Origin of the sequence: Paenibacillus chitinolyticus NBRC 15660 (genome assembly GCF_000739915.1) — a bacterium.
GTDB lineage: Bacteria > Bacillota > Bacilli > Paenibacillales > NBRC-103111 > Paenibacillus_F > Paenibacillus_F chitinolyticus.
Map to the genome: position 1 here is coordinate 102,441 of NZ_BBJT01000009.1, position 22,512 is coordinate 124,952.

The 22,512-nt window shown below is 53.6% G+C and carries 22 protein-coding genes; 16 read left to right on the top strand and 6 right to left on the bottom strand.

Going from position 1 to position 22,512, the window contains the following annotated elements:
* Positions 1 to 24 precede the first annotated feature (24 nt).
* Both PCH01S_RS20635 and PCH01S_RS20640 read right to left on the bottom strand, forming a co-directional pair.
* Positions 25 to 444 carry a DUF1885 family protein gene (locus PCH01S_RS20635; protein WP_042232574.1) on the bottom strand — a complete coding sequence of 140 codons (420 nt, stop codon included), beginning with the start codon at positions 442 to 444 and terminating at the stop codon, positions 25 to 27.
* A gap of 83 nt (positions 445 to 527) precedes the next feature.
* Complete coding sequence (locus PCH01S_RS20640) at positions 528 to 1,997, bottom strand: aminotransferase class I/II-fold pyridoxal phosphate-dependent enzyme (protein ID WP_042232576.1); 1,470 nt, start codon at positions 1,995 to 1,997, stop codon at positions 528 to 530.
* Between the two features lie 185 nt (positions 1,998 to 2,182).
* Here PCH01S_RS20640 and PCH01S_RS20645 point away from each other — a divergent pair, with 185 nt between their 5' ends.
* On the top strand, positions 2,183 to 3,574 hold the full coding sequence (locus PCH01S_RS20645; RefSeq protein WP_241688717.1) for an MFS transporter: 1,392 nt from the start codon (positions 2,183 to 2,185) through the stop codon (positions 3,572 to 3,574).
* Positions 3,575 to 3,887: 313 nt separating this feature from the next.
* A complete protein-coding gene (locus PCH01S_RS20650) occupies positions 3,888 to 4,940 on the top strand; it encodes a right-handed parallel beta-helix repeat-containing protein (RefSeq protein ID WP_042232580.1) in 1,053 nt (350 codons plus the stop codon).
* A gap of 101 nt (positions 4,941 to 5,041) precedes the next feature.
* On the opposite strand, the gene PCH01S_RS20655 is transcribed toward PCH01S_RS20650, so the two are convergent.
* Both PCH01S_RS20655 and PCH01S_RS20660 read right to left on the bottom strand, forming a co-directional pair.
* The gene (locus PCH01S_RS20655; RefSeq protein WP_042232582.1) at positions 5,042 to 5,767 is read right to left on the bottom strand and encodes a hypothetical protein; all 726 of its coding nucleotides are present in this window, start codon (positions 5,765 to 5,767) and stop codon (positions 5,042 to 5,044) included.
* A 153-nt stretch (positions 5,768 to 5,920) separates the two neighbouring features.
* Positions 5,921 to 6,571, bottom strand: coding sequence for a YktB family protein (locus PCH01S_RS20660; protein ID WP_042232584.1), 651 nt, complete (start codon positions 6,569 to 6,571; stop codon positions 5,921 to 5,923).
* A gap of 156 nt (positions 6,572 to 6,727) precedes the next feature.
* Between PCH01S_RS20660 and PCH01S_RS20665 the strand changes: the two genes are divergently transcribed.
* Positions 6,728 to 7,567: a stalk domain-containing protein gene (locus PCH01S_RS20665; RefSeq protein ID WP_042232586.1), complete on the top strand. Its 840-nt coding sequence runs from the start codon at positions 6,728 to 6,730 to the stop codon at positions 7,565 to 7,567.
* Between the two features lie 34 nt (positions 7,568 to 7,601).
* Here the strand turns inward: PCH01S_RS20665 and PCH01S_RS30610 are convergent, their stop codons facing one another.
* Positions 7,602 to 7,763 carry a hypothetical protein gene (locus PCH01S_RS30610; RefSeq protein ID WP_156972851.1) on the bottom strand — a complete coding sequence of 54 codons (162 nt, stop codon included), beginning with the start codon at positions 7,761 to 7,763 and terminating at the stop codon, positions 7,602 to 7,604.
* A 216-nt stretch (positions 7,764 to 7,979) separates the two neighbouring features.
* On the opposite strand from PCH01S_RS30610, the gene PCH01S_RS20670 reads away from it, so the two are divergent.
* From PCH01S_RS20670 to gndA, 12 genes are all read left to right on the top strand, one after another.
* Positions 7,980 to 8,576, top strand: coding sequence for a hypothetical protein (locus PCH01S_RS20670; protein ID WP_042232588.1), 597 nt, complete (start codon positions 7,980 to 7,982; stop codon positions 8,574 to 8,576).
* 197 nt (positions 8,577 to 8,773) lie between these two features.
* Positions 8,774 to 10,273: a protein kinase domain-containing protein gene (locus tag PCH01S_RS20675; RefSeq protein WP_042232589.1), complete on the top strand. Its 1,500-nt coding sequence runs from the start codon at positions 8,774 to 8,776 to the stop codon at positions 10,271 to 10,273.
* Between the two features lie 16 nt (positions 10,274 to 10,289).
* Positions 10,290 to 11,369 carry an SAF domain-containing protein gene (locus PCH01S_RS20680; RefSeq protein WP_042232591.1) on the top strand — a complete coding sequence of 360 codons (1,080 nt, stop codon included), beginning with the start codon at positions 10,290 to 10,292 and terminating at the stop codon, positions 11,367 to 11,369.
* A gap of 31 nt (positions 11,370 to 11,400) precedes the next feature.
* Complete coding sequence (locus tag PCH01S_RS20685) at positions 11,401 to 12,108, top strand: hypothetical protein (RefSeq protein WP_042232593.1); 708 nt, start codon at positions 11,401 to 11,403, stop codon at positions 12,106 to 12,108.
* Entirely contained in the window at positions 12,105 to 12,935 is an 831-nt protein-coding gene (locus PCH01S_RS20690; protein WP_042232595.1) for a hypothetical protein, read from the top strand. The genes PCH01S_RS20685 and PCH01S_RS20690 overlap by 4 nt, the downstream gene beginning before the upstream one ends.
* Before the next feature lie 6 nt (positions 12,936 to 12,941).
* Complete coding sequence (locus tag PCH01S_RS20695; RefSeq protein ID WP_042232597.1) at positions 12,942 to 14,846, top strand: ATPase, T2SS/T4P/T4SS family; 1,905 nt, start codon at positions 12,942 to 12,944, stop codon at positions 14,844 to 14,846.
* Positions 14,827 to 16,914, top strand: coding sequence for a hypothetical protein (locus tag PCH01S_RS20700; RefSeq protein WP_255246860.1), 2,088 nt, complete (start codon positions 14,827 to 14,829; stop codon positions 16,912 to 16,914). The genes PCH01S_RS20695 and PCH01S_RS20700 overlap by 20 nt, the downstream gene beginning before the upstream one ends.
* A gap of 21 nt (positions 16,915 to 16,935) precedes the next feature.
* On the top strand, positions 16,936 to 17,415 hold the full coding sequence (locus tag PCH01S_RS20705; protein WP_009672600.1) for a hypothetical protein: 480 nt from the start codon (positions 16,936 to 16,938) through the stop codon (positions 17,413 to 17,415).
* 8 nt (positions 17,416 to 17,423) lie between these two features.
* On the top strand, positions 17,424 to 17,810 hold the full coding sequence (locus PCH01S_RS20710; RefSeq protein WP_042232603.1) for a hypothetical protein: 387 nt from the start codon (positions 17,424 to 17,426) through the stop codon (positions 17,808 to 17,810).
* Positions 17,811 to 17,839: 29 nt separating this feature from the next.
* A complete protein-coding gene (locus tag PCH01S_RS20715) occupies positions 17,840 to 18,379 on the top strand; it encodes a hypothetical protein (RefSeq protein ID WP_042232605.1) in 540 nt (179 codons plus the stop codon).
* Positions 18,366 to 19,349, top strand: coding sequence for a hypothetical protein (locus tag PCH01S_RS20720; protein ID WP_042232607.1), 984 nt, complete (start codon positions 18,366 to 18,368; stop codon positions 19,347 to 19,349). The genes PCH01S_RS20715 and PCH01S_RS20720 overlap by 14 nt, the downstream gene beginning before the upstream one ends.
* A 564-nt stretch (positions 19,350 to 19,913) precedes the next feature.
* Complete coding sequence (gene gndA, locus PCH01S_RS20725) at positions 19,914 to 21,326, top strand: NADP-dependent phosphogluconate dehydrogenase (RefSeq protein WP_042232609.1); 1,413 nt, start codon at positions 19,914 to 19,916, stop codon at positions 21,324 to 21,326.
* A gap of 90 nt (positions 21,327 to 21,416) precedes the next feature.
* On the opposite strand, the gene PCH01S_RS20730 is transcribed toward gndA, so the two are convergent.
* The gene (locus tag PCH01S_RS20730; RefSeq protein WP_322786831.1) at positions 21,417 to 21,758 is read right to left on the bottom strand and encodes a hypothetical protein; all 342 of its coding nucleotides are present in this window, start codon (positions 21,756 to 21,758) and stop codon (positions 21,417 to 21,419) included.
* A 186-nt stretch (positions 21,759 to 21,944) separates the two neighbouring features.
* Here PCH01S_RS20730 and PCH01S_RS20735 point away from each other — a divergent pair, with 186 nt between their 5' ends.
* Entirely contained in the window at positions 21,945 to 22,493 is a 549-nt protein-coding gene (locus PCH01S_RS20735) for a shikimate kinase (protein WP_042232613.1), read from the top strand.
* Positions 22,494 to 22,512: the final 19 nt, after the last annotated feature.

The window sequence follows — 22,512 nt, forward strand, 5'->3', positions numbered from 1 at the left end:
TTCTGCATTTCTCGTTAAAGATTGTTATTTGCGGGGGTTGAAGTACATCGTACGGCCGTTGAACAGGTCCAGTCGGGCCTTCCAGTGGCGGGCCAAATATTTCCCGAGTTCGTTGGCTTTGGACTTATCCCCATGTGTTGCGGTATCCGGAAGAACGATCTGGACGTAATGCTGAAGGCTGTCTTCCTGCGTTTCGCTTCCGACACCGAGCACGATGCTGCGGTAACGGGGCGTGGTTCCTTTCAAATAGAACCATTTGCCCTCCCCTTCGGGTTTCGTCTCCACCGTATAGGGAAAGCCGGCCGAATCGTACTCCCAGCTCAGTTGGGCGCCGGTTCTCGAAAGCTGCTCGCGATAATGCTCGAGCTGGCTCTTCAGTTCGTCCAGGGTGGGGGAAGTCATGGTCGAGCCTGTGACAAAACGGATAAATGCGCTTTGACTCATTGCTTGGCACCTCCAAAACTGCAATCCCCCACATCATAGCATCCGTGGACAATTTTGACAATCTTGCGCTGCTTGGAGCAGAATTAGAAAATCGGCTGCGTTTCCACAATGACTTTGACGAACTGGCAGCTGCGGTCTTCCGGTCCTTTAACAGGCAGCCCGACTTCTACGTGTTCCACGATGTAGTCGATGTTTTCCTGCGAAATGACTTCGCCCGGCAGCAGGATCGGAATACCCGGCGGGTATACGTAAATGAATTCGGCAATAATTCTTCCCGCCGATTCCTTGAGCGGAACCACTTCCGTATCGCCGTAGAAGGCGTCGCGGGGGATCAGGGAAAGCTGCGGTATTTCCGGGATAATCACGATCAGATCGTCCTCGGCATTGCCGGTGTAGTGCTCGGCGGACAATTCGCGCAGCGCCTGCAGAAGCACGTCGATGTTATCGGAGGTGTCGCCCGGCGTGACAAGACAAAGAATATTGTACATGTCGCTCATCTCAACCTCGATGTTGTAACGGTCTCTGAGCCAGTTCTCCACATCGTAACCGGTCAGTCCGAGATGACGGATATGAATCGTCACTTTGGTTGCGTCGTAAGCGTAAGTGGCTTCCGTGCCGAGAATTTCTTCCCCGAACGAGTGCAGGCCGGGGATCTTGTTGATTTCTTCCCGCGCATATTCGGCCAGGGCGATCGTGCGCTCAGCCAGTTCATGGCCGTTCAGGGCCAGATGGCGGCGGGCGGTATCCAGTGAAGCGAGCAGGATATAAGAAGTCGATGTCGTCGTCATCATACTCATGATCGTCTGAATTCGCTTCGGGTTTACGCGGCTTCCCTGCACATTCAGCACGGAGCTTTGCGTTAATGAGCCGCCGAGCTTATGTACGCTTGTAGCCGCCATATCGGCACCGGCTTCCATCGCGGACATCGGAAGTTTATCATGGAAATGGATAAGCACTCCGTGCGCCTCGTCGACCAGAACGGGAATATCGTAACTGTGAACGAGTTCGACGATCTCTTTTAAGTGCGTACATACGCCGTAGTAGGTAGGGTTGATTACCATGACCCCTTTGGCGTCCGGATGCTTCTCCAGAGCGCGGCGCACGGACTTGGTTGTAATTCCGTGGTCGATCCCGAGGTTCGCGTCACGGGCGGGCGATACGAAGACCGGTTTGATTCCGGCGAAAATGATAGCGGCCATTACGGATTTATGCACATTCCGCGGTACGATGATTTTGTCTCCTTGACCGGCTACCGACATGATCATGGTCATGATAGCACCGCTCGTGCCCTGGACGGAGAAGAAGGTATGTTCCGCGCCGAAAGCCTGCGCGGCGAGTTTCTGGGCTTCTTCGATAACGCCTGTGGGCTGGTGAAGGTCATCCAGCGGCGCGATATTAATCAAATCGATGGACAGTGCGTTTTCGCCGAGAAATTCCCGGTACTCAGGGTCCATCCCGACTCCTTTTTTGTGACCTGGAATATGGAACTGGATCGGATTTTTCTCTGCATGCGTGCGCAAGGCCGAGAATAGGGGTGTGCGATGTTGATCCATCCGGCAACCCTTCCCTTCTGTGTGGAATTTCTGCGAATCGCTGATACGAATCACGAGATTGAACAAACAAAATAGAGTATAACAAAAACGGACGGGCATGCAAGTATATTTTTTGAAAATAGTTTGTCCATCGTAGGGAAAACCTAACAAAAGAACGCTGCAAGAAAGGGGCTGGAGATAGCGTGATGAATCTGGCCGGTTGGAAAAACAAGGCGGGGGCGGCCGCGCCCTTTGTCGTACAGCTGCTGGTTATTATGTTTGTGGTGGAATTCGTGAAGGGGGCACTCCTTCTGACGATTCTTCCTGTTTATATGAAAACGGTCCTGGGCGCGACGGCATTCGTCGTAGGCTGGTCTCTGGCCGCCCAGTACATCGGGGACAACGTGTTCCGCACGCCGGTCGGATGGCTGATCGACAAAGCCGGCTACCGGTTGTCCATGCTGATCGGCATTCTGCTCTCGGGGAGTTCCGTGCTGATCATGGCGACCTTCACGCATCACGCCTGGATGGTAGCGGCATGCGCCATGCTGGGGGTCGGCACGGCCCCATTGTGGCCGGCCGTCATTGCGGGAACGACCGAGGTCGCGGGAGACAAAGCGAAAGGAACGATCATGAGCGTGGTCTACATGGCATGGCTCAGCGGTACGGGCCTCGGGCCGGTCGTGATCAATTTCTTTATTCACGGGTCCAATTACGGTCCGGCTTACCGGCTGCTGCTCATTTCCATGGGCGTTGTACTCCTGATCGCCCTGTTTCTGCCGCGCAAACCGCTGCTTCGCGAAGACGGGGAAAAGCGGGAAGAGAGCCGGCATGCTCCGGCCGGCGCCGCATTCCCGGCGGGCGCGGCGATGGAAGCGGGCGCCGATCCCCTCGGGGAGGCCGTCACCGCAGCCGGAGGAGGCACGGCTGCTGCGGCTGCGGCTGTCATGCCGGCCGCCGGTAAGAAGCCGCTCGGGGAGCGCGTGAAGCTTTACTTCGGAGAAGTCCGCGCCTCGCTGCGGGAAATGAACGTCAGCGTGCTGCTGTTTCCGGCGATGTTCATCCAGACGTTCGCGCTGGGAGTTCTGACGCCCATCCTCACGCTGTACGCCCGCGAAGTTCTGCATCTTTCGCCGGGTCAATACAGCATGCTGCTCATTGTCGGGGGAGGAGCGGCAGTGGCCCTGCTCGTTCCGGTCGGAAAACTCGTGGACCGCAAGGGCATCAAAGGACTGCTGACCGCCGGGCTTATTTTCAGTTCGGTCTCCCTGTTGGCCCTCGGATTTATCAGGCAGCTTGCGGCCGTTTACGTAGTCGTCGGACTGCTCGGAATCGGCTATGCGCTTATCATTCCATCTTGGAATGCTCTGATCGCGTCCTGTGTGCCCAAAGAGAAGAGAGGCGCCGTCTGGGGCTTTTTCCTGACTATCGAAGGGCTCGGCATGATTGTGGGTCCCATCGTTTCGGGCAAGCTGTGGGATGCGTTCGGCCCGTCCGTGCCCTTTACGGTGAGCGGATCGGTGCTGCTGCTTCTGCTTGCGCTCCAGTGGAGAATTTTGGCGAAGAGCCGTGGGAATACCGCGAACCGGACAGGCTGAGCCGGCCTGGGCCGCTACTTGAGGCTCCTCTGCCGGAGCGCTTTCCCGAAAGTCCCGCATACGCTGCGGGACTTTTTTTATATAGAGGCAAGCCGGTTCCCTAGGGCACGCTCCGTGAAGATCCGGTTCGGGAGGAGGTATATAAATCGGAGCAGATCATGTAAATATCGTAAGAAAACCCATCCAGTACCAGTGGGGCGCTGTGCTATACTGAAAGCAGATCGAAGAGGGGAGGCGGGGAAAAGAAGGGTATGAAACGCCGAAAATTAAAGCGTTTTAATTTTACTTGCGCAATTAAAAGGAGGCTATTGTGATGAAGACTAAGTTAACCCCGCAAAGGCTGTTGCGTAAAAGCCTGCTGTCGGCCGCCCTGCTCGGCGCCGCGTTTGCGCCCGCCATGTATGCCGCCGCGCCCCTTGAATCCGGGGCTTTGGCGGATCAAGCAGCCGCCGGCATAGAAGAACAGGCGGCTGGCTCGCTCCGCACCGTATCGTGTTCGTCCGTTTCGTGCCTCCAGAACGCCTTGAAAAACGCGCTGCCCGGGGACCGCATCCTGCTTGCTCCGGGTACGTACAAGGGGACGTTCTCCTCGGCCGTCAATGGCACTAAAGCGAACCCGATTACGATTGAAAGCCGGGACCCGGCCAATCAGGCCCTCCTGTCCGGCACGTCAGCGGGAGGCGGATACTGCCTGAAAATTACGGGCGACAACTGGGTGATCAAAAATCTCAAGTTTACGAACGCCCAGAAAGGCATTATTCTGGACAATTCGAACGATACGCTAATTTCCGGGGTCGAAGTGTACGGCATCGGCTATGAAGGCGTGCACTTCCGTGACGGAAGCTCGCGGGGCATTCTCGAAAATTCGTATATTCACGACACGGGTACCGTAAATAAAGGATTCGGAGAAGGCGTATACGTAGGGTCCGCCGAAGGAGCCAGCTACAACCAGACCGTAAACGATACGATTATCCGGGGCGTGCGCATCGGGCCCAATGTGACTGCCGAGCATATCGACATCAAGGAAAGAACGAGCGGAACGCTTGTCGAGAACTGTATATTCAACGGCACGGGCATCAGCGGCGAAAACTACGCGGACAGCTTTATCGACGTCAAAGGGAACAATGCCGTTATCCGCAACAACACGGGATGGAGAAACGGCAACACCGTGATAACCGACGCTTTTCAGCTTCATCAGATTGTGGCGGGCTGGGGCGTGAACAATGATTTCTCGGGCAATACCGTCAACCTGGATCAATCTTCGGCTTATGTCATTAACGCTTCTCAAGGGACAGAGGCCAAGGCGCACGACAATGTCAGGAATCCGGCGGGGAACATGTACAAGGGCAATGTGACGACCTATTAAGAAACGTGAAACGGCAAAAAGGGAGTGCCCCCTGCAGGCACTCCCTTTTATCTTATGGGGCTGAAGCGGCCGGGCCGTCCGCATACAGGGCGGGCAAAAACTCAGGATTCCCGCGCCGGAACGCGCTGCTCGACGTATTTTTCCAGGTCCGGAGCGAGCAGGGCCTGGATGCGGCTGATAAGCTGGCTTTTCGTAATGCCCTTGCTTTCGGCGATCTGTTGGAGCGATTTGCCCTGCCGGAGCTCGCGGTGGAGCTCTTCTTTGCTGATGCCGATGGCCTGGGCGAGTTTTTCCTGATCCGGCTTAAGACTGTGACGCATTTTTCCGTGCTGGTGAGGGTTATGGTGGTCCAGCAGCGCCTTATCCTGCAGCATCCGCTTTAGGTGCTCCGCCATTTTCTGTTTCAGGGCCGCTGCGCGTTCCGCGTCAAGGCGTCCTTCTTTGACCGCCTGATCGATCTTTGAATCGCGGATCGTAAGCAGCTTAGCCGTCAGCTCTTTTTCGCTGATTCCTTTATCTTTGGCCACGTCGGAAAGGCTTTTGCCTTTGTCCAGCGATTCTTTCAAAGAAGCGACGGTGGTGCCGAGAATAGAGGCGGCTTCCTCAAGAATCGGAAGACCGGAGACGCTGCCGTCTTTCGGATTATGTGAGTCCTGTCGTCCGGGCACGCCCGCGGATGGGGTTGGCAGACTGAGGACGGCTTCGTCGGGCAGTTCCTCCGGAGAGCCGAAGGCGGCGGCCTGTCTGGCGCCGAGGGATACCGAACCGAGCAGAAAGGCGAGTGCCAGCGTACCGGCCCATTTTTTCTTGGACGGTTGTAAAAACATAGGAAGAACCTCCTTGTAGATCGGATGTCCTTCCTAGTATTTCCTAAACGGGAGCGGATTATTTGCGGGCCGCGTTTCTTTTTCAATTGACCGGCGGGTTCACACTTTGTGCGGAATTGCCGATATAGGAGATAGGACCGTCAAGCCGGTGGCCTATCCCCGGGCCGTCCGGTAGAAAGGCATCAGGGACTCGAACGTTTCCTTCGCCATCCGGGTGAATGCATCGCCCTTTTGCAAAATCGGGTCCTGCTGGTCAAAATGCCGTCCGACGAGAAACTCGGCTTTTTTCACATCCCGGAAGCGGACAAGAGCGTCGCCGAACGCTTCGGCCGTCAGGTCGCCGGCGGGCACGCTGCGTTTTTGCATATGATCGAACGACAATACATAATGCTCCGGGATGCTCCGGTACAGCTCGTCTTGGCTCGCGAGAAGACGTCCGGCGATCGCCTGCTTGTCCGGCACCTCGTAGATCAGGGCGAACCAGAGGAAAACGTGATCGTCGAACAAGCCGATCTGGAAGTGCGGGTGCTGCTTATATCCGCGTTTATTGGCGGCGATAGCCAGCCAGGTGTCTTTGGGCGGGTTTACGGTGCGCCGGGCGTGCCTCGCGATATGCAGATGCATTTCGGTTCCGGCATGCAGAGCGATATCTTCGCAAAGGGTTTCGCCGAGCATTTTGAATTTCGGCTGAATCCGTTCCTGGATCGCTTTCATGCGCTCGTCCAGACCTTCAATCGCAAACGTTTCGAAATCGGATGAATCAAACCCCTGGAAAGCGGGGCGAATGGTTGTGGAGTTGGACATGGGACCTCCCTGGCATGAATGCTCGTTAAAATTTAAGTAAGGCAGATGAAGCGTGCTTACGTAGTTTACTATACCATAAACGCTTGACAAGGCCATAACGGGGAAGACGCGGCCCGGTAACAGCCGCAATATTCAATCGAAAAGGAGAAAGAACACATGCATATGCCGAGCAAAAAAATGATAGCCGCGGCAGCCGGAGTGCTGATGAGCGTTTCGTTCGCGGCAGGCGTTTACGCCGATGACTGGATTCAGAAGGTGACGGCTTACGTCCGCAGCGATTTTAAGGTAGTCGTGAACGGGACACCGGCCAATTTGAGCAGCCCGGTTCTTATTTACGACAACAACAGCTATCTGCCGCTTAAGGAGATCGCTTCGCGCCTTAACGCGAACGTAAACTGGCAGGATTCCAACCAGACGATCTACGTGAATACCCGGTTGTATCCGCAGCAGCCTGAAACGGGCGATGTCGTATACGACGAGATCATACTGGAAAATCCGACCGCATACATCATGAAATATTTAGGCGGGGATTATCCGGTGCTCGTGACGCTCAGCAAAGGGATGTACTACCGGCAGAGCGACGTTCAGAAGATGGGCATGGATACGAAGGGTCTCCGGAAAGCCAAAGAAAAGTACACGGGAGAGATCTATATCAATGAGACGGAACTCCGGAAGGTTTGGAAAGAAAATCCGATCCTCACATACGGGGAGGAAATGCCTCCGATTATTGCCGGGGAGAAGGATGATTTCAAAATCCGCGCCATTCGGGGATACGTGAAAGACATGTCGAACTACAAAATCGGCGATACGTACTATTTTCACAATCCGATTTTTATCGAGAAGCTTGAAGAGGCCAATACGTACCGGTATCTGCTGACGGAAAACGGCCAGTATTATCAGGTTAACCTGAAACTGACCGAGATGCAGAAAGATCTTTATATCGTAGGAAGCTCTTCCAAACAACTGCTGGGCAAAACCGCCGTAGACCCGTATTGATGACGGTAACGAATTCACCGGCCGGAGTTTAAGATTAAGGCCGTGCCTGCTTGCAGTAGAAGATGGCGATTTCTTTGTTTGAAAGGCCGTCCGCGATTTTGGGGTTTATGGCGGTCGTGCCGCTCGCCGTCGGTTCGGCCATCTTGCAGCCGAGTGAGAACAAGGCGAGAATGTAGGCGGCAATTGGTTTAATCAAGTTTAAACATGATACGCGGCATACCCAAAAAAGACGTTCTTTTCCCGACAATAAAAATTGATGGGAAAAGAGCGTTATTTTTGTTCGGAATTCGGGTAAAAAATTGTCAATATCCAAGTTGCGAAAACATATGAATCATAATAAGATAAAGTAAACTTAGAGTTGTCTGAAATTTCTGTCAAAACAGCCAATCGAAGTCTTCGGGAGGGGATTGCCGTGAGCAAAAATCACGAAGTCGAATACTGCAATCTGGAATTAAGATTCGACCGCCGGCTCATCCGGCAGTTTATTAAAGCCTTGATTCAAGAGGGATATTCCCTTTATTGGAACGAAAACGACCACCAGTTTGTCATTTCTATCCGCTCCGGAAGAAAACTAGTCAAGCTGAAATTCGAACGCATAGGCGAACGGTATAAAATCGTCGGCAACTATTCTTTTAAAGATGAGAAGCTTGCCGAAATGATGGAAAAACTGATTGGAGACACACGGGGGCATGCAGTCGTCAAGCGGTTCAAAGACCGTCAGATCCTGATCGAGAACATCATGTTCGGCGAAATCATCCGCATGGTCGAAATTTCGGGAATCGAACATAAAGTGCTGTTTCAGAAAGAACCTGTCGTTACATTCGAGGAAATGCTTCTAGCTTTTCGCTCCAGGCGTATCGAGGAACGGATTCCCGTCCTGCGGCTTGAGCTTGACTATGAGCTGGCCGTGCTGAACGAAGCGATTCAGAAGGGTGACGTTCAAGCTGTCGTCGATTCCAAAGAGAAGTTGACCGAACTGCGCCAAGAGATGATTCTGCTTGAAATGTAACGGTCCGCAACGGGCGTTTATCCGAAATATAGGGGTTGTGGAAAATATTGTTGTCAGGACGGTCCGGGTGTGCTATCTTAAAAAAAGAACAGAATGAACCGGTGCGGAAGAACCGCCCATGAGTGTGCTTAAGTGCATGCCGTGGGCGGTTTTTTGTGCTGTGCCGGGAAAAAACAGCAAAAGGAGAGACGGCAGCGGTGAAACCCGATCCAGGCCGGCTGTATGAGGGAGATATTCTCGGCAGCCGCTACAGAATCGTTTCAACCGTCGGCAGAGGCGGCATGGGAACCGTATATCTGGCCGAAGATTTGAAACTGAAAGGAAAGCGTTGGGCGGTCAAGGAGATTCTTCAGCAGGTGCAGGATTATCAGCGGTTCGTAGACGAAGCGGAAATGCTCATCCGCCTTCATCATGCTCATTTGCCGGGCATTGTTGATTATTTTCCCCCGGACGATGAAGGCTTCAGCTACCTGGTGATGGATTATATCGCAGGGGAGACGCTGGCCGAGCGATTTAGCCGCACGGGCGGACAAGTGGGAGTTGCGGCTGCGGTGAATTACGCGCTGCAGCTTTGCGATCTGTTCCACTATCTCCATGACGAGCTGCCGGTTCCGATGATCTATCGCGATCTGAAGCCTTCCAACATTATGATCGACGGCCAGGAACAAGTCAGGCTGATCGATTTCGGTATTGCCCGGCATTTCAAAAGCGGCGGACAAGCGGATACGGTTCAGATAGGAACCGTCGGTTTTGCCGCTCCGGAGCAGTTTCAGCAGCTTCAAACCGACCGCAGGACCGATCTGTATTCGCTGGGCGCGGTGCTGTACTACCTTCTGAGCGGAGGGAAGTATCCGCATTCCTTCGGCGTCCCGCTCGCGGGGTTGAATGAGGAAGTCCCGCACAGCTTGTCCGTCATCATCGAAAAGCTGCTGGAACACGATCCGGACCACCGCTATCCGAACGCAAGAGAGCTGCGGGAAGCGCTGAGCGGGGTTTACGCGGCTTTGCGCGGCGGGGAGGGGCCGTCCGCCCGTTCCGGCGGGTTTCTCGGCCCGGTTGTGATCGCGGTCTGCGGGACGGGACGCGGCGTGGGGTGCACGCATACGGCCGTTCTGCTGGCCCATTTCCTTGCGCGTAAACGCCGTACCGTGGTGTTGGCTGAGGCGAATGCGTCGGGCCATTTCAGCCGCATCGAGGCCGTGTACGAAGGCTCGGACGGGCCCCTTTGCGGCAGCGCCGCATTCGACTTGAGGGGAGTACGGTATGCGAAAGCGGGCGACGGGCTGGACATGATCGGGACTTTGTCCGGATCGTACGATTTTGTCGTCCTGGATCTCGGAAGCTACGACGAAACGGAATGGTTCGGGGAGTTTATGCGCGCCGCCGTCCAGGTCGTCGTTGGTACGGGCTGTGAATGGAAGCGCCGGGACATCGCAGCGTTCTTCCGCAGCCATCCCGTACCGGAGCCAGCCAAGCGCAGCTTGTTCGTGCCGCTTGCGTCCGCACAGATGCTAAGGGATATCCGCCGTATGCTGCCGGACGTGCGGCTGATCGGCCTGCCGGCGCATGCGGACCCGTTCTGCCATCAGCAGGAGACGGCCGAGCTGCTCGACGGATGGCTGGGGCTCCCGGAAGCGCGCACGCAGGGGGCCGGCCCGTTTATGCGCAGATGGTTCCGCGCGCGAGCGCCGAAATAATGAAAGGAGAGAGAACGTGTCCATTATCCGCCAGCGAACGAAACATCTGATCTACTCGGGCCTGATAGGTGCCTTAACCGCAGGACTTCTTGCTTCGGGGGGATTTGTTTATACGGGGCTTCAGCATCGTAAAAAGCTCACCGAGCTGGAGTATCGTTACCAGGCCGACCTGTCGGAGGCTAAATCTTCATCGGCCAACACCGAAAGAAGGAAGGTAGTTGTGTTAACCCGGGATATCGAAGCGGGAACAAGGCTTGGAGACGAAGACATTAAGTATCTGGAAATGAATGCGGCCGATGCGCCTGTTGGGTCGGATCTTGATCTGCGGCAGGTCGCCGGCAGGACGTTCAAGCTTGCGGGCGTTAAAAACACGCCCGTACTGGCTTCCATGCTGTATGAAGAAGGCATGCTGGCCAAAGATGTCCGTCAGGAGGAGTTCAACGTAATCGGGCTGCCGAGTCTGCTGAAGAAAGACGATTTCGTCGATGTGCGCATCAGCTTTCCGACCGGTCAGGATTATATCGTACTGGCCAAGAAAAGAGTGGACAACGTCTCGGAAGGCACAGTGTGGCTTAAGCTCAGCGAGAGGGAGATTCTCGATATGTCGAGCGCCGTTGTCGACGCCTATCTTCATGGAGCGAAGCTCTATTCGCTTCCTTATGTGGATCCCCAGATGCAGGACAAAGCCGAGCCTACTTACCCGGTCAACGCCAAGGTGCTTGAGCTGATCCGCACGGACCCGAATGTGCTGGAGACGGCTAAGCTGGAACTGATGAAAAGTATGAGGCAACTGCTGGACAAAGATCTGCAGAATATGGACGATGCTTCGAAGCAGAAAATAAACGCCGGTATAAGCTCCGGCCGAACAGGCGGTAATCCGGCCGGAATTGGCGCCGTTCAGGGAGAGGAGCCCCCTTCGGGCTTCGGGCCTTCTACCCGGCCGCCCGCCAAACCTGAGGCGAAACCGGGCGGCTACTCGCCCGGTACAAGCGGATCACCAGAGAAAATGCCGACGGAAAACGCCGGGCCCGAAACGCCTCCTTCTGAAATCAGGGAGAGGCAGGAAGATATTTTCCGGGAAGTGGTACAGCCATGATCCGCCCGGCTCATAGAGGAGAGATACACCGATGAAGCTGCTTTGCGTTGGAGCGAAGGAACATAGTGACCTGCTGCTCGGCATTGGCCGATTGGCGGCAGTGGGGGGAAGACGCGTACTGCTTATTGACGGAACGTCATCCCGCAGGCTAAGCTGCCTCGTCGCCCAAGGACTTGAACCTGAACTGGTTCAGTATGATGAAATTGATGTGGCCTGCCATTTCGCCAGCTTGGATGCAGCCTTGGAGCATACCGCCGCAAGCGGATCGGTTTTAGAAGAATACGACATCGTGATGGTGGATACGGACCGGGCTGACTTTCCGGGGGCCGCAGGCGCTTATCCGTTCGAAGGTCTCTTCCTGACAACGGCCTACGATAAATATACGATTCGGAGAACGGCGGAACTGATCTGTTCATTGAATGATGTCTGCCAGGTGAACACCCTTACAAGTACGGTTATCATACGGGATGCGGTGGAATGCGGCATTGACGAAGCGTATGTGGATAAGGTGCTGGCTCCGCTGCCGTTCATAACGCCTGATGAATACCATAAGCTGCCGTTCGATGAAGTGGACCTCGCCGTACGCATAGACAGTGAGTACCAGGGGAAGGTCGGAATCAGGCGCATGTCCAGAGCGTACAGGAATGTGCTGCTGGCTGTTGCGAACGAAATAACCGGAGAGGACAGAGCAGTTCTCAAACGGATCATCAAACAAGCCATGAGGAGGAAAACAGGATGAGTCAAGTAGCGTTTTGGGCGCCCGTACGGGGGCATGGAGCCGCAACATCGAATGTGCTCGCGGTCTCTACGATGATCGCGCTCGATTATTACGCGCGGATTATGATTACGCATACGAAAAGAACAAGAACGGCGCTGGAAAACGCCTTCGGTCGGCCTTCTTCGGACGGCAATCTGCTGTCGTTCAGCGAGTACGGGCTGGATGCGCTGGAACGGCTGCTTCAAAGCGACAAGATGATGCCCGAGACGATCCAAGATTACACAAAACCGATTGTCAAGGACAGGCTGGATCTGCTTCCCGGTTCGAGGAAGCCGCTTGCGGACCCGGATTGTTTCCGGGAAGAAACACTGCCGTACATCGTAAACAGTGCCAGCCGATACTATGACCTTACCTTTGTTGATGTCGGAGACGGGTATAAGGAAGACAGCACGGAGGTTATTCTGCGTAATTCGGATCTGATCGTCGTCAATCTCAGTCAGAACCTTGAGCTGCTGGAGCGCTATTTCAACAAGGAACTTTGGACGGAATCTCTGCAAAATAAACCGCTTCTCCTCGTGTTGGGCGATTATGACGGAAACTCCCGTTTTAATGCCGTTAATTTGGCCCGGAAATTCAAATGGCGGCAGCCGATCTATACCGTCCCGCACTGCACCGGTTATTTGGATGCCTGCTGCGATAAAAATGTGCTTGAGTTTTTTTTGAGGAGCCGAAATGCGGGCCCGGGTCATTCTTCGTACGCATTCATTACGGAGATCAGGAAGTTGACCAAGGCTCTTCTTGAGCGGCTGGGCCTGGATTCGAAGCTTATGCAGGAAAGGGGAGCCTAGCCCTCCATGCCCACGGACAGGTTAAATCTCGCTTTGATACTCATAGTGGCAGTTTTTGCGGCAGTGTGGTTCTTTGCCAAAACGGGAGGCTGGCGCGTCAGAACTTCCGCTTCGCAAACCGCAAAAAATTACTCTATTGAGGCAATGACTGCCTTCATTAAAGAAGCTTTTGCCGAGATAACGGCGGGCGGGGGCAGCGAACTCCGGTTGTCCGAGGAGGAATACCGGCGCAGCCGAAACAAAAGACTTCAGCTGAAAAGGGCTCTGAAGGGCTGCGGACACGGTGATCTGAAGGACAAACGATACGTAAAATCCGTCATGATGGACCTGCTGACCGGCGTTAACGGACTTGGCGGAACAACGATTCACCACTCTCTGCCTTTTCATAAGCCCGAGCAGCTCACGGCACAGGACCGGTTTGACATTCTGCTTCATCTCTATCGGAAAAAGTACGGTTACGACGGCCTTCATGAATTAATCCGGAAGCATAAACTGGATGCCGTTAAACATGTGATTGAAGACGGCCGCACACCTTCTTATATCGTAACGGCGGAGGAGATTGCGCATGTATTCCGCAAGGAAGCCGGACTGTTGTCGTTTCAGGATAAGCTGGAAATCGTCGTGCAGCGGATCTATCAGCATTACAAAGGCTTCGGCGTGATCGATGCCATCCGCGAGATGCGCATCGACGGTGTGTCGGGAGGAGTTTCCGGTGCGCTTCCGGACAGTGCCGGGTATCGCGGAGCTCCGCTTGCAGAGAGAGAGGCTGACGGAAATCACCGGTATAAGAAAGAAAGCACGTCTTACGATAGCGTTTGGATTTTCTACCGGGGAAAACCCATCCACTTTTCGTTCCTAAGTTTCGGCAGCAGCGAAGAGCTGCGGCGGGTCTGTCAAAACATCTACAAATATAATTATCCGGGTCAGCTTTCCGAAACGAACGGCTATAAAGTGAACGATATGAAGGACGGATCCCGTGTCGTTGTGGTCCGGCCTCCCTTTTCGGAATCCTGGGCGTTTTTCGTCCGTAAGTTCGATCTGCCCAACGCTACGCTGGATCAGCTTGTCCATGGGGGCAATGCCGGGCTGGCTGTGGAACTCATTCGTCACCTTATCAAAGGCTGCCGGATAACGGCCGTGACGGGTGCACAGGGCAGCGGGAAAACAACCCTGCTCATGGCTATGGTCCAATCCATTTCCGCGACCTTGACGCTTCGCGTACAAGAAATGGCGTACGAACTGCATCTGAGGAATTTATACCCGCAGCGCAACATCTTAAGTTTCCGGGAGACGGATCACATTACGGGACAGCAGGGTCTTGACGTGCAGAAAAAAACGGACGGAGCCGTGCATATCCTAGGGGAAGTGGCGACAGACACGGTTGCCGCCTGGATGATTCAGATGGCCCAGGTAGCCAGCTTGTTCACTCTTTTTACTCATCATGCCAAAACGTTTGCCAGTCTGATCGACTCGCTTCGTAACTCTTTGCTCAAAACGGGAATGTTCCAAGATGAAGTCATGGCCGAAAAGCAGGTTATCCGCGTGATTCATTTTGACATTCATCTGCGTAAAAGTGCCGACGGAACGCGTTTTATAGAACGGATAACGGAATGCGTCCCTCTGGATAGCGATTTATATCCGAGCGAAAAAGCGGGCATGACCGACAAGGATAAAGTTGAACTCCCGGGCTTTCTGGACGATGCCTCCGAATTTTTTCGGAGGACAACGGACCGCAAACTTTACGAACAACGAAACATTGTGGAATACCGGGACGGTGCCTACCGGGTTTGTCGGCCGATCAGTCTCCGCAATACCGAGGAAATGCTGGATCATATGACACCCGCGGATGCCCAGGCATTCGAAAGATTTTTGGAAACGCATTGGGGAGGCGATGTTATTGCCGCTTCGTGATTGGTTGCTTGCGATCGCTTTATTCAGCGGGGGCACCGCATGCGTAATTTGGTTTCTGTACGTATACGCGATTAAAAGGCGGGCAAAGCTGAGCGGTTACGGGGAGGACGAGCTTCAAAAGCTGCTCTCTCCTCTAAAAGGAAACGGAAGAAAACAAATCGAACGGCTGTACGGGAAATGTTACGAGATCATGAGCAATATCCCCGGAATTTCCCGTTATACACAGCGTATACGCCGGAGGATTGCTCCCTTATACTCCTACGACGAGAGTATGATTCGAATGGAAACCGGGCGGATTACGCTGCTTGCTTTCCTTATCGGCTGGCTTACCGCGGGATTTGTTTTTCTTTTTTACCCGGATGTTTCTTACATGCTCATGATTTTGCTTGGAAGTCTTGTTCTTCACGGTATCCTCATCGATACGCTCGTCCACCGGGCCGAAGACCGGCTGCTCCGGCAAATGACCGAATTTTTATCGGATGTCCGGCACTTTTATCACCAGCACGGGATGGTGGACGAGGCGGTTTATGACGCCGCTCAGATCGCGCCCAGGCAGCTGTCGCTCCATGCGGAAGCGGTATACGGCACTTTGAACTCCGACCATCCGGAGCGCAGTCTGGAAATCTACTATGAGCATGCGCCGAACCGTTTTTTGAAAAGCTTTGCGGGCGTCTCCTTTTTAGTCAGGGAATTCGGAGACAAGCTGCTTCCGCATGGCTCCATGTATCTGCATGCCCTCAGCAAAATCACTTCTGAAATTCGCCTTGAAATACTCCGTAAAGAAAAACTCCATTACCTCTTAAAAGGACTTTCCGTTATTGCAATCTCCCCGATTATGGCTGCCAAACCCATTGAAGCGTGGGCGCGGCATAACTTCCCGGCTATGGATGAATTTTATACGGGCGCCGCGGGGTTTGCCGTTAAAACGGGCATTTTCGTGCTGATCATCGTCTGCTTTGTCCTCCTCAGAAAGCTTCAGGATACTGCGGAGGAAACAGGAAGCCGTAGAACAGGCCGGAAACCGCCCGAGCAAAAATGGCTGGGTAACCGGCTTGTCAATGCGGTCACACAGAGAGTCGTCCCCGCAGTGCATTCCATGGAACGGGGCAGGCTGCAAAAGCTTCTCAGGGAAGCCAATTCTCCTTTGCTGCTTGAATGGCTTACCCTCCGCCGCCTGCTTACGGGGCTCGCTTGTTTTCTTCTCGTGCTGGGGATGTTTCTGATTATGCAGAGACTTACCTTGCAGCAGGTTTACTTTTCGCCGACCCGCAATCAGGCGATGTTCGGCAGCCTTTCTCCGCAGGAAAAACGGAAAGCGCTGGAAACTGCGGCCTTTGACCGGAACGTCATTCAGAAATTGGAGCGGTCCGGCAGAGAGCTTCGTGAAATGATAGCCGAAGAAATGCGGCAGCAGGGATTCCAGCCCGATCCTACCGTCCTCAACACCGCGGGCGAACGGATTAAGGCAAAACTGGACAGTATTGCGGGGGCATATTTAAGCTGGCGGGAGCTCTTGTTCTGTTTTATTTCCGGTTGGGCCGGCTACCACAGTCCGGTTTGGCTGCTGCATATGCAGAAACGAATGCGAAGGATGGAAATGAAAAACGAGGTGGACCAGTTTTATACGCTGTTGACCATCCTCGCTCATTTCGAACGAATGTCCGTCGAGCACATACTGGAATGGCTGGAACGTTTTGCAGTCTTGTTTCAGTCTCCGCTGTCCGCATGTCTGCTCGATTACGAAGCGGGGGCGGATGAGGCGCTGGAAAAGCTGAAGGAGGAAGCCGCCTATACGCCCTTTGTCCGTCTGGTTGAACGGCTCCAGGCTGCCGTTAATCATATTCCGGTCAAGCAGGCGTTTGACGACTTGGAAGCGGAGCAGCAGTATCACTTCGAGCGGCGCAAGCAGGACTATGAGCGGATGATCGAAACCAAAGCCGGCTGGGGGCGCTGGATCGGTTTTGCCCCCATGTATGCGCTTGTTTTCCTCTACCTGGTCATTCCGCTCGTTTATATGAGCATGCAGCAGATGAATTTGTATTATCAGCAGATCGGTAAAATTTCTTAAGGATAAAGGAGCTGGATTACAATGGGAAATGCACAGAAAGCACTAATCATGGCGGCAGGTTTTTTTCTGGCCATTGCTCTGATTACGATTGCGGTGGTGATGTTTATTTCGGCACAGGATGCCACGAAAGCGGCGCAGAACAATTTTTCGGATATTCAGACGGAGCTTTCCCAGACCGCTTTTACCGTATACGACAATACCGTGGTTTCGGGGAGTCAAGTTGTAAACGCGCTGCGTAAATTTGCCGATAAGGAGCAGTTCGGAATTCAGGTTCAAACGGGAAAAAATCCGGTCGGTTCCTGGTATACGAACAAGATCGATACCACATCGCCGTCAAGCAGCAATTACGGTACGGTAATCGCCTCGATATCCAGGGATGCTGTTGCGAACGCCACCTTGGAGTCTCATATGGATTACGTGAATCCAAGCGGTAAATTCAAAGCGCACATCATTAAGGATAAAAGCAATGTGATCCGTGCGATTGAATTTATGCAGCAGTAGACGAAGCGATGAATCATGCGACTCGCTCCATGCTGTTTGCCGGTGTTTCGGTCTGCATATTCGTCTCGGCTTTAGTCACGGGCATGATGCTGCTCCAAAACGTAAGGGGAGCCATTGCGGACACTTATTTATCCCGGAAGCTTCTCGATTACAACCAACAGCCCGCAAATGCCAAGCTCGGAGCGGTTTCGGTAAAAGGATCCGATCTGATCATGTCCATTTATTTAAACGCCGGAGAACCTTACGACATTGTGGTAAACGGCAAACGCTATCCGGGCGGTCGGCAGAAAGAAGAAACGGATCCTGCCGGCATAGATCCGGCTGCAGCGTATCGTTATTATGTGGTGCGCGATACCGGAGGAACGTTAAAACGAATCGTATATACGACGCCTTGAATTGTCAGGCGTAAACGGGGAGGGAACAGGTGGATACACTCAGCAAGGCCTTTGTCCTCATTTTAGCGGTTTTGCTGCTGTACATTTATCCGCTGTCGGATTCGGCGGCCAGAGAGGATGATCTGTCTCGGGTAATCGCGTTTGAGACGATGACACGTTTTGTCGACAACGTGCGCGATAAAGGACGGCTGACGCCGGCTATGTACGAACAATTTCAAAAGGAGCTGACAACCTCCGGCCAGGAGTTTGATGTGAATATGGAGCATAAGCATAAACGGTACGTGCCTGTATATGACGACCAGGGGCGGTTCGCGGAAAAGTATACGGTGGAGGACGAAGCATTCTATAACGCCCAGATTCTTTCCGTTCTGTTTCCTGAAAACTCGCTTCCGCCGGACCATGCGGATCGTACCTACAAACTTGGCGCCGGCGATTATTTCACTGTGACCGTGCACAGCCTGAGCCGTACACCGGCAGTTGTCTGGCAGGACGCTTTAAACGGAACGAATACGCCCGGCGGACAGCTTTACATGCCGTACGGGGGGATGGTCCGCAATGAAGACAGCTAAACTGGCCATTTTCTTCGTTCTCATTTATGTGCCCTTCGCCTGGATGAACAAATTCGATGCAAAAGCCCAGTTTCAAATGCTGTTTCTGGAGACGAAGTACGATGCGGCTGTAAATGCGGCCGTCCAGGACGGCGCGGCGGCTCTTTCCGTCAATGAAAAGCAGGGGGAAGAGGTTCGGTACGAATCCTCGAAGAAGGTCAGGGTCAACCGGAAAGAGGCTGTCGATAGCTTTTATAGAACTTTCTATTCGAATTTCGGCGTGTCGGAGAATGCGGCGGGCCAGCAGGTTCTTGATTCTTATCTTTCCGCTCTCCTCATTGTCGGCTACGACGGCTGCTACTCCTACACAATCGAATCTTATACGGGTGAAGACGGTTTTGAGAGGAGTCGGAGACTGGAGGGGCCGAAAAGGCCGTACGTCTACCAAGACCCGACAGGAGAGATTATAGCTTTTACGCTGGACGAATACGTAACGGTGAAAAATGCTGCGGGAACCGGCTGGATAGAAGGGTTCCGGAGCGAGATCCAGGCTAAAACGCAAACGGCGCTTTTAAAGCCGGCGGCACGTTTTGACGAAGTCAGGAGAGGCGCGATTATAAACACGATCCAGCGCGAGCTCGAAAATGCGATCCGGGAGCACAATATTCAGACACGCCGGTTGGGAGCTGCCTATACGTTCACGCTGCCCCTTCTGTCGGGTGAAGAATGGAGCAATACGATCAATGATGTGGGGATGCTCGCTTTTGTACAGGGCATTCCGATCGGATACCGGACCTATAACAATTACGCGCTGGGAGGGGCAAGGATCGTGAAGCGGCCCGTGTTTTATGGATACCGGCAGAACAACCTTCCTTATTTCACGAGCAGCCGGTGCCCGCGTCCCCAGGAGATTCTGGAAACCTTCACGAGTCCCAAAGCCGCTGCTGCAGCCGGTTATTACCTGAAAGAATGCGTCAACGGACGGACATAAAACACTCGTTTTCGCGACGGAACAAAGAAAGCGCTCTACCGAAAAAGATTGTCCGATAAAATTGACATCCGATCCGCGTAACGTTTATCATCAAGTCAACGATGAGTTCGATGCGGCTTCCGCACATTTGTGATGCCACGTTTCATTTATGACTGCAGTGATTTAACGTCATAATGCGGTTCACGGGCGGAATCAGCATGTTGGGCGGTTTGACTGATCTGTGCTATCGGGGCGTTCGGGTCCATGTTAAGAACTGGAACATGCGGCAAGTGGAATCAGGCGCAGATGCTTTGGGAAATCTACGGGAATGTGGAAACCACCGGGCAATGTGCTTTTTTTCACACAAATTTTCGTCTGTTCTTAAACGTGTATCGCCCCGAATTTTGATCAGCATACGCAAGCCCGGAAGCTTTGCCTCGAGCCGGGAGCAGCGGTCCTTGCATGATTCGTAACGGAAAATGCGCCGTTTGTTCCCGAGCGGGTCGAATCCATCCTTCGGCAGCCGTTCTGACACCAAGTTGGGAGCGGTGACGATCTAATACAAGAGGAAAGGGTGTTTGATTCATGTCCAAACAGCAAATTGGTGTAATCGGTCTTGCGGTCATGGGTAAAAACCTGGCGCTTAACATCGAGAGCCGCGGCTTTACCGTTTCCGTTTTTAACCGCTCGCCTGAGAAAACGAAAGAACTTCTTGAAGAGGCAACCGGACGCAACCTGGTCGGTACTTTCAGCATGGAAGAGTTCGTGCAGTCGCTCGAAACTCCGCGCAAAATTTTAATTATGGTCAAAGCCGGACAAGCGACCGATGCGACCATTGAACAACTCGTTCCGCTTCTGTCCGAGGGAGATATCCTGATCGACGGCGGTAACGCCTACTTCCCGGATACCCAGCGCCGCAACAAAGAACTGGAAGCCCGCGGCATCCGCTTTATCGGTACGGGTGTTTCCGGCGGTGAAGAGGGCGCGCTTAAAGGCCCGTCCATCATGCCTGGCGGACAGAAAGACGCGTACAAGCTCGTGGAACCGATCCTAACGGCGATTTCCGCCAAAGTGAACGGCGATCCATGCTGTACGTATATCGGTCCGGACGGCGCCGGACACTACGTTAAAATGGTACATAACGGCATCGAATACGGCGATATGCAGCTGATTTGCGAAGCTTATCAACTGCTTAAAGACGTGCTGAACGTCAGCACGGAAGAACTGCACGAAATTTTCACGGAGTGGAACAAAGGCGAGCTGGACAGCTACCTCATCGAAATCACCCGTGATATTTTCACGAAATACGACGAAGAAACCGGCAAGCCGATGGTCGACGTTATCCTCGATTCCGCAGGTCAGAAGGGCACGGGCAAATGGACCAGCCAAAGCTCCCTGGATCTGGGCGTGCCGCTTTCCATCATTACGGAATCCGTATTCTCCCGCTTCCTGTCCGCCATGAAAGAAGAGCGGGTAGCTGCAAGCAAAGTACTGAACGGTCCGGCAGTGAAGCCGTTTGAAGGCAACCGCGAAGAGTTCATCGAAGCGGTCCGTAAAGCCCTGTACGCGAGCAAAATCGCTTCGTATGCACAAGGCTTCGCTCAAATGCGCGCTGCATCCGAAGAGTACAACTGGAATCTGAGCTATGGCGAAATCGCCATGATTTTCCGCGGCGGATGCATTATCCGTGCCCGTTTCCTGCAGAACATTAAGGACGCGTACGACCGCGATCCGGAACTCCGCAACCTGCTGCTGGACGATTACTTCAAAAACATCGTGGAAAACTATCAGGATGCTTGGAGAAACGTCGTTTCCGTAGCGGTAACGCGCGGTATTCCGGCACCGGCTTTCGCCTCTGCGCTGGCTTATTACGACAGCTACCGCACAGAGCGCCTGCCGGCCAACCTCCTGCAGGCTCAGCGCGATTATTTCGGCGCGCACACGTTCCAGCGTGTGGATAAAGAAGGCACCTTCCACTACAACTGGCTCGACAGCTAAAAACGGTAGCCGAACCGGTTCCGTTTCGCCTTACCGGACATTGCGTCCGTTTCGCTGGCATCCGATCGGGTACGGCATCGTCCGTGCTTCCTAATCGTTTGCCGGCGAGGAATCCCGCTCCGAAGGGGGTTCATTCTCGAAGAGACCGTACGAAGCTTCTTTCAGACAGCTTTTGATACGGTCTGCTTCCTGATCGAAGGCGCTTCTGCGATGGACGAGCATCATGGAAACTTCGGCGAAAGATTCAAAGTTTTTCAATAGACGCGGCTGAGTGAGTTCCTTTAACCGGGAATCCTGCTCAGCCATTTTTTTGCGTATAAATTCGAGCGCCCAGACTACGTCATCTCTGCACAGCATGTACGAGGGCTGAAGCATCTGACTCAGCCGACCGGAAGTATTCCGGCTGGGATCGGGAATCCTTGGATGAGGCATCAATCGGACATCGCTCCTTGTAATCTACTGATCCTTCTACGGATTGCGTATGTATTCTCATTTTTGCTGTCTTTGAAAAGGTTTATTCACTATACCATATGAAATTGATGCAATTTGTATTCATCCGGGGCTTTTGCTGTGATATGATAGTGGAAAGTTTAAACCGAGAGAGGATCGACGGGCACGATGAGCACACAACCGAGATCAAATATAGTGCTGATTGGGTTTATGGGCACTGGTAAAACGACTGTCGGGTTAAAGTTGGCTGATCGGCTAGGTTGGCCTATGATAGATACCGATGAGGAAATTGTAAAAAAAGCCGGAATGTCGATTCCGGAACTGTTCGCCACGCACGGGGAAGCTCATTTCCGGACTTTGGAACGTGAGGTCGTCCGGGAGACGCTGGCCGGCAGCCATCGCGTGATTTCAACCGGAGGCGGTGCGGTACTGGCGGAGGAGAACCGGGCGTGCATGAGCGAGCGGGGCTTTGTCGCGGCTTTGTCCGCAAGTCTGGAAACCATCGTGGAGCGGGTTAAGAACGACTCCAACCGGCCTTTGCTGCAGGGAAGCGGACTGGAGGAAAAGGTCCGTACGATGCTCCAGGAACGTCAAGATGCGTACAGGTTTGCCGACCTTACAATCGATACGTCACCGCTTGCCGCGGACGACATTGCCGAACACATCTTTAACGCCTGGACCAAAGAAAGACTGAAGCGGGAAGAACTTTCAGGCTGACCGGGCCGCTCGTCCGGCG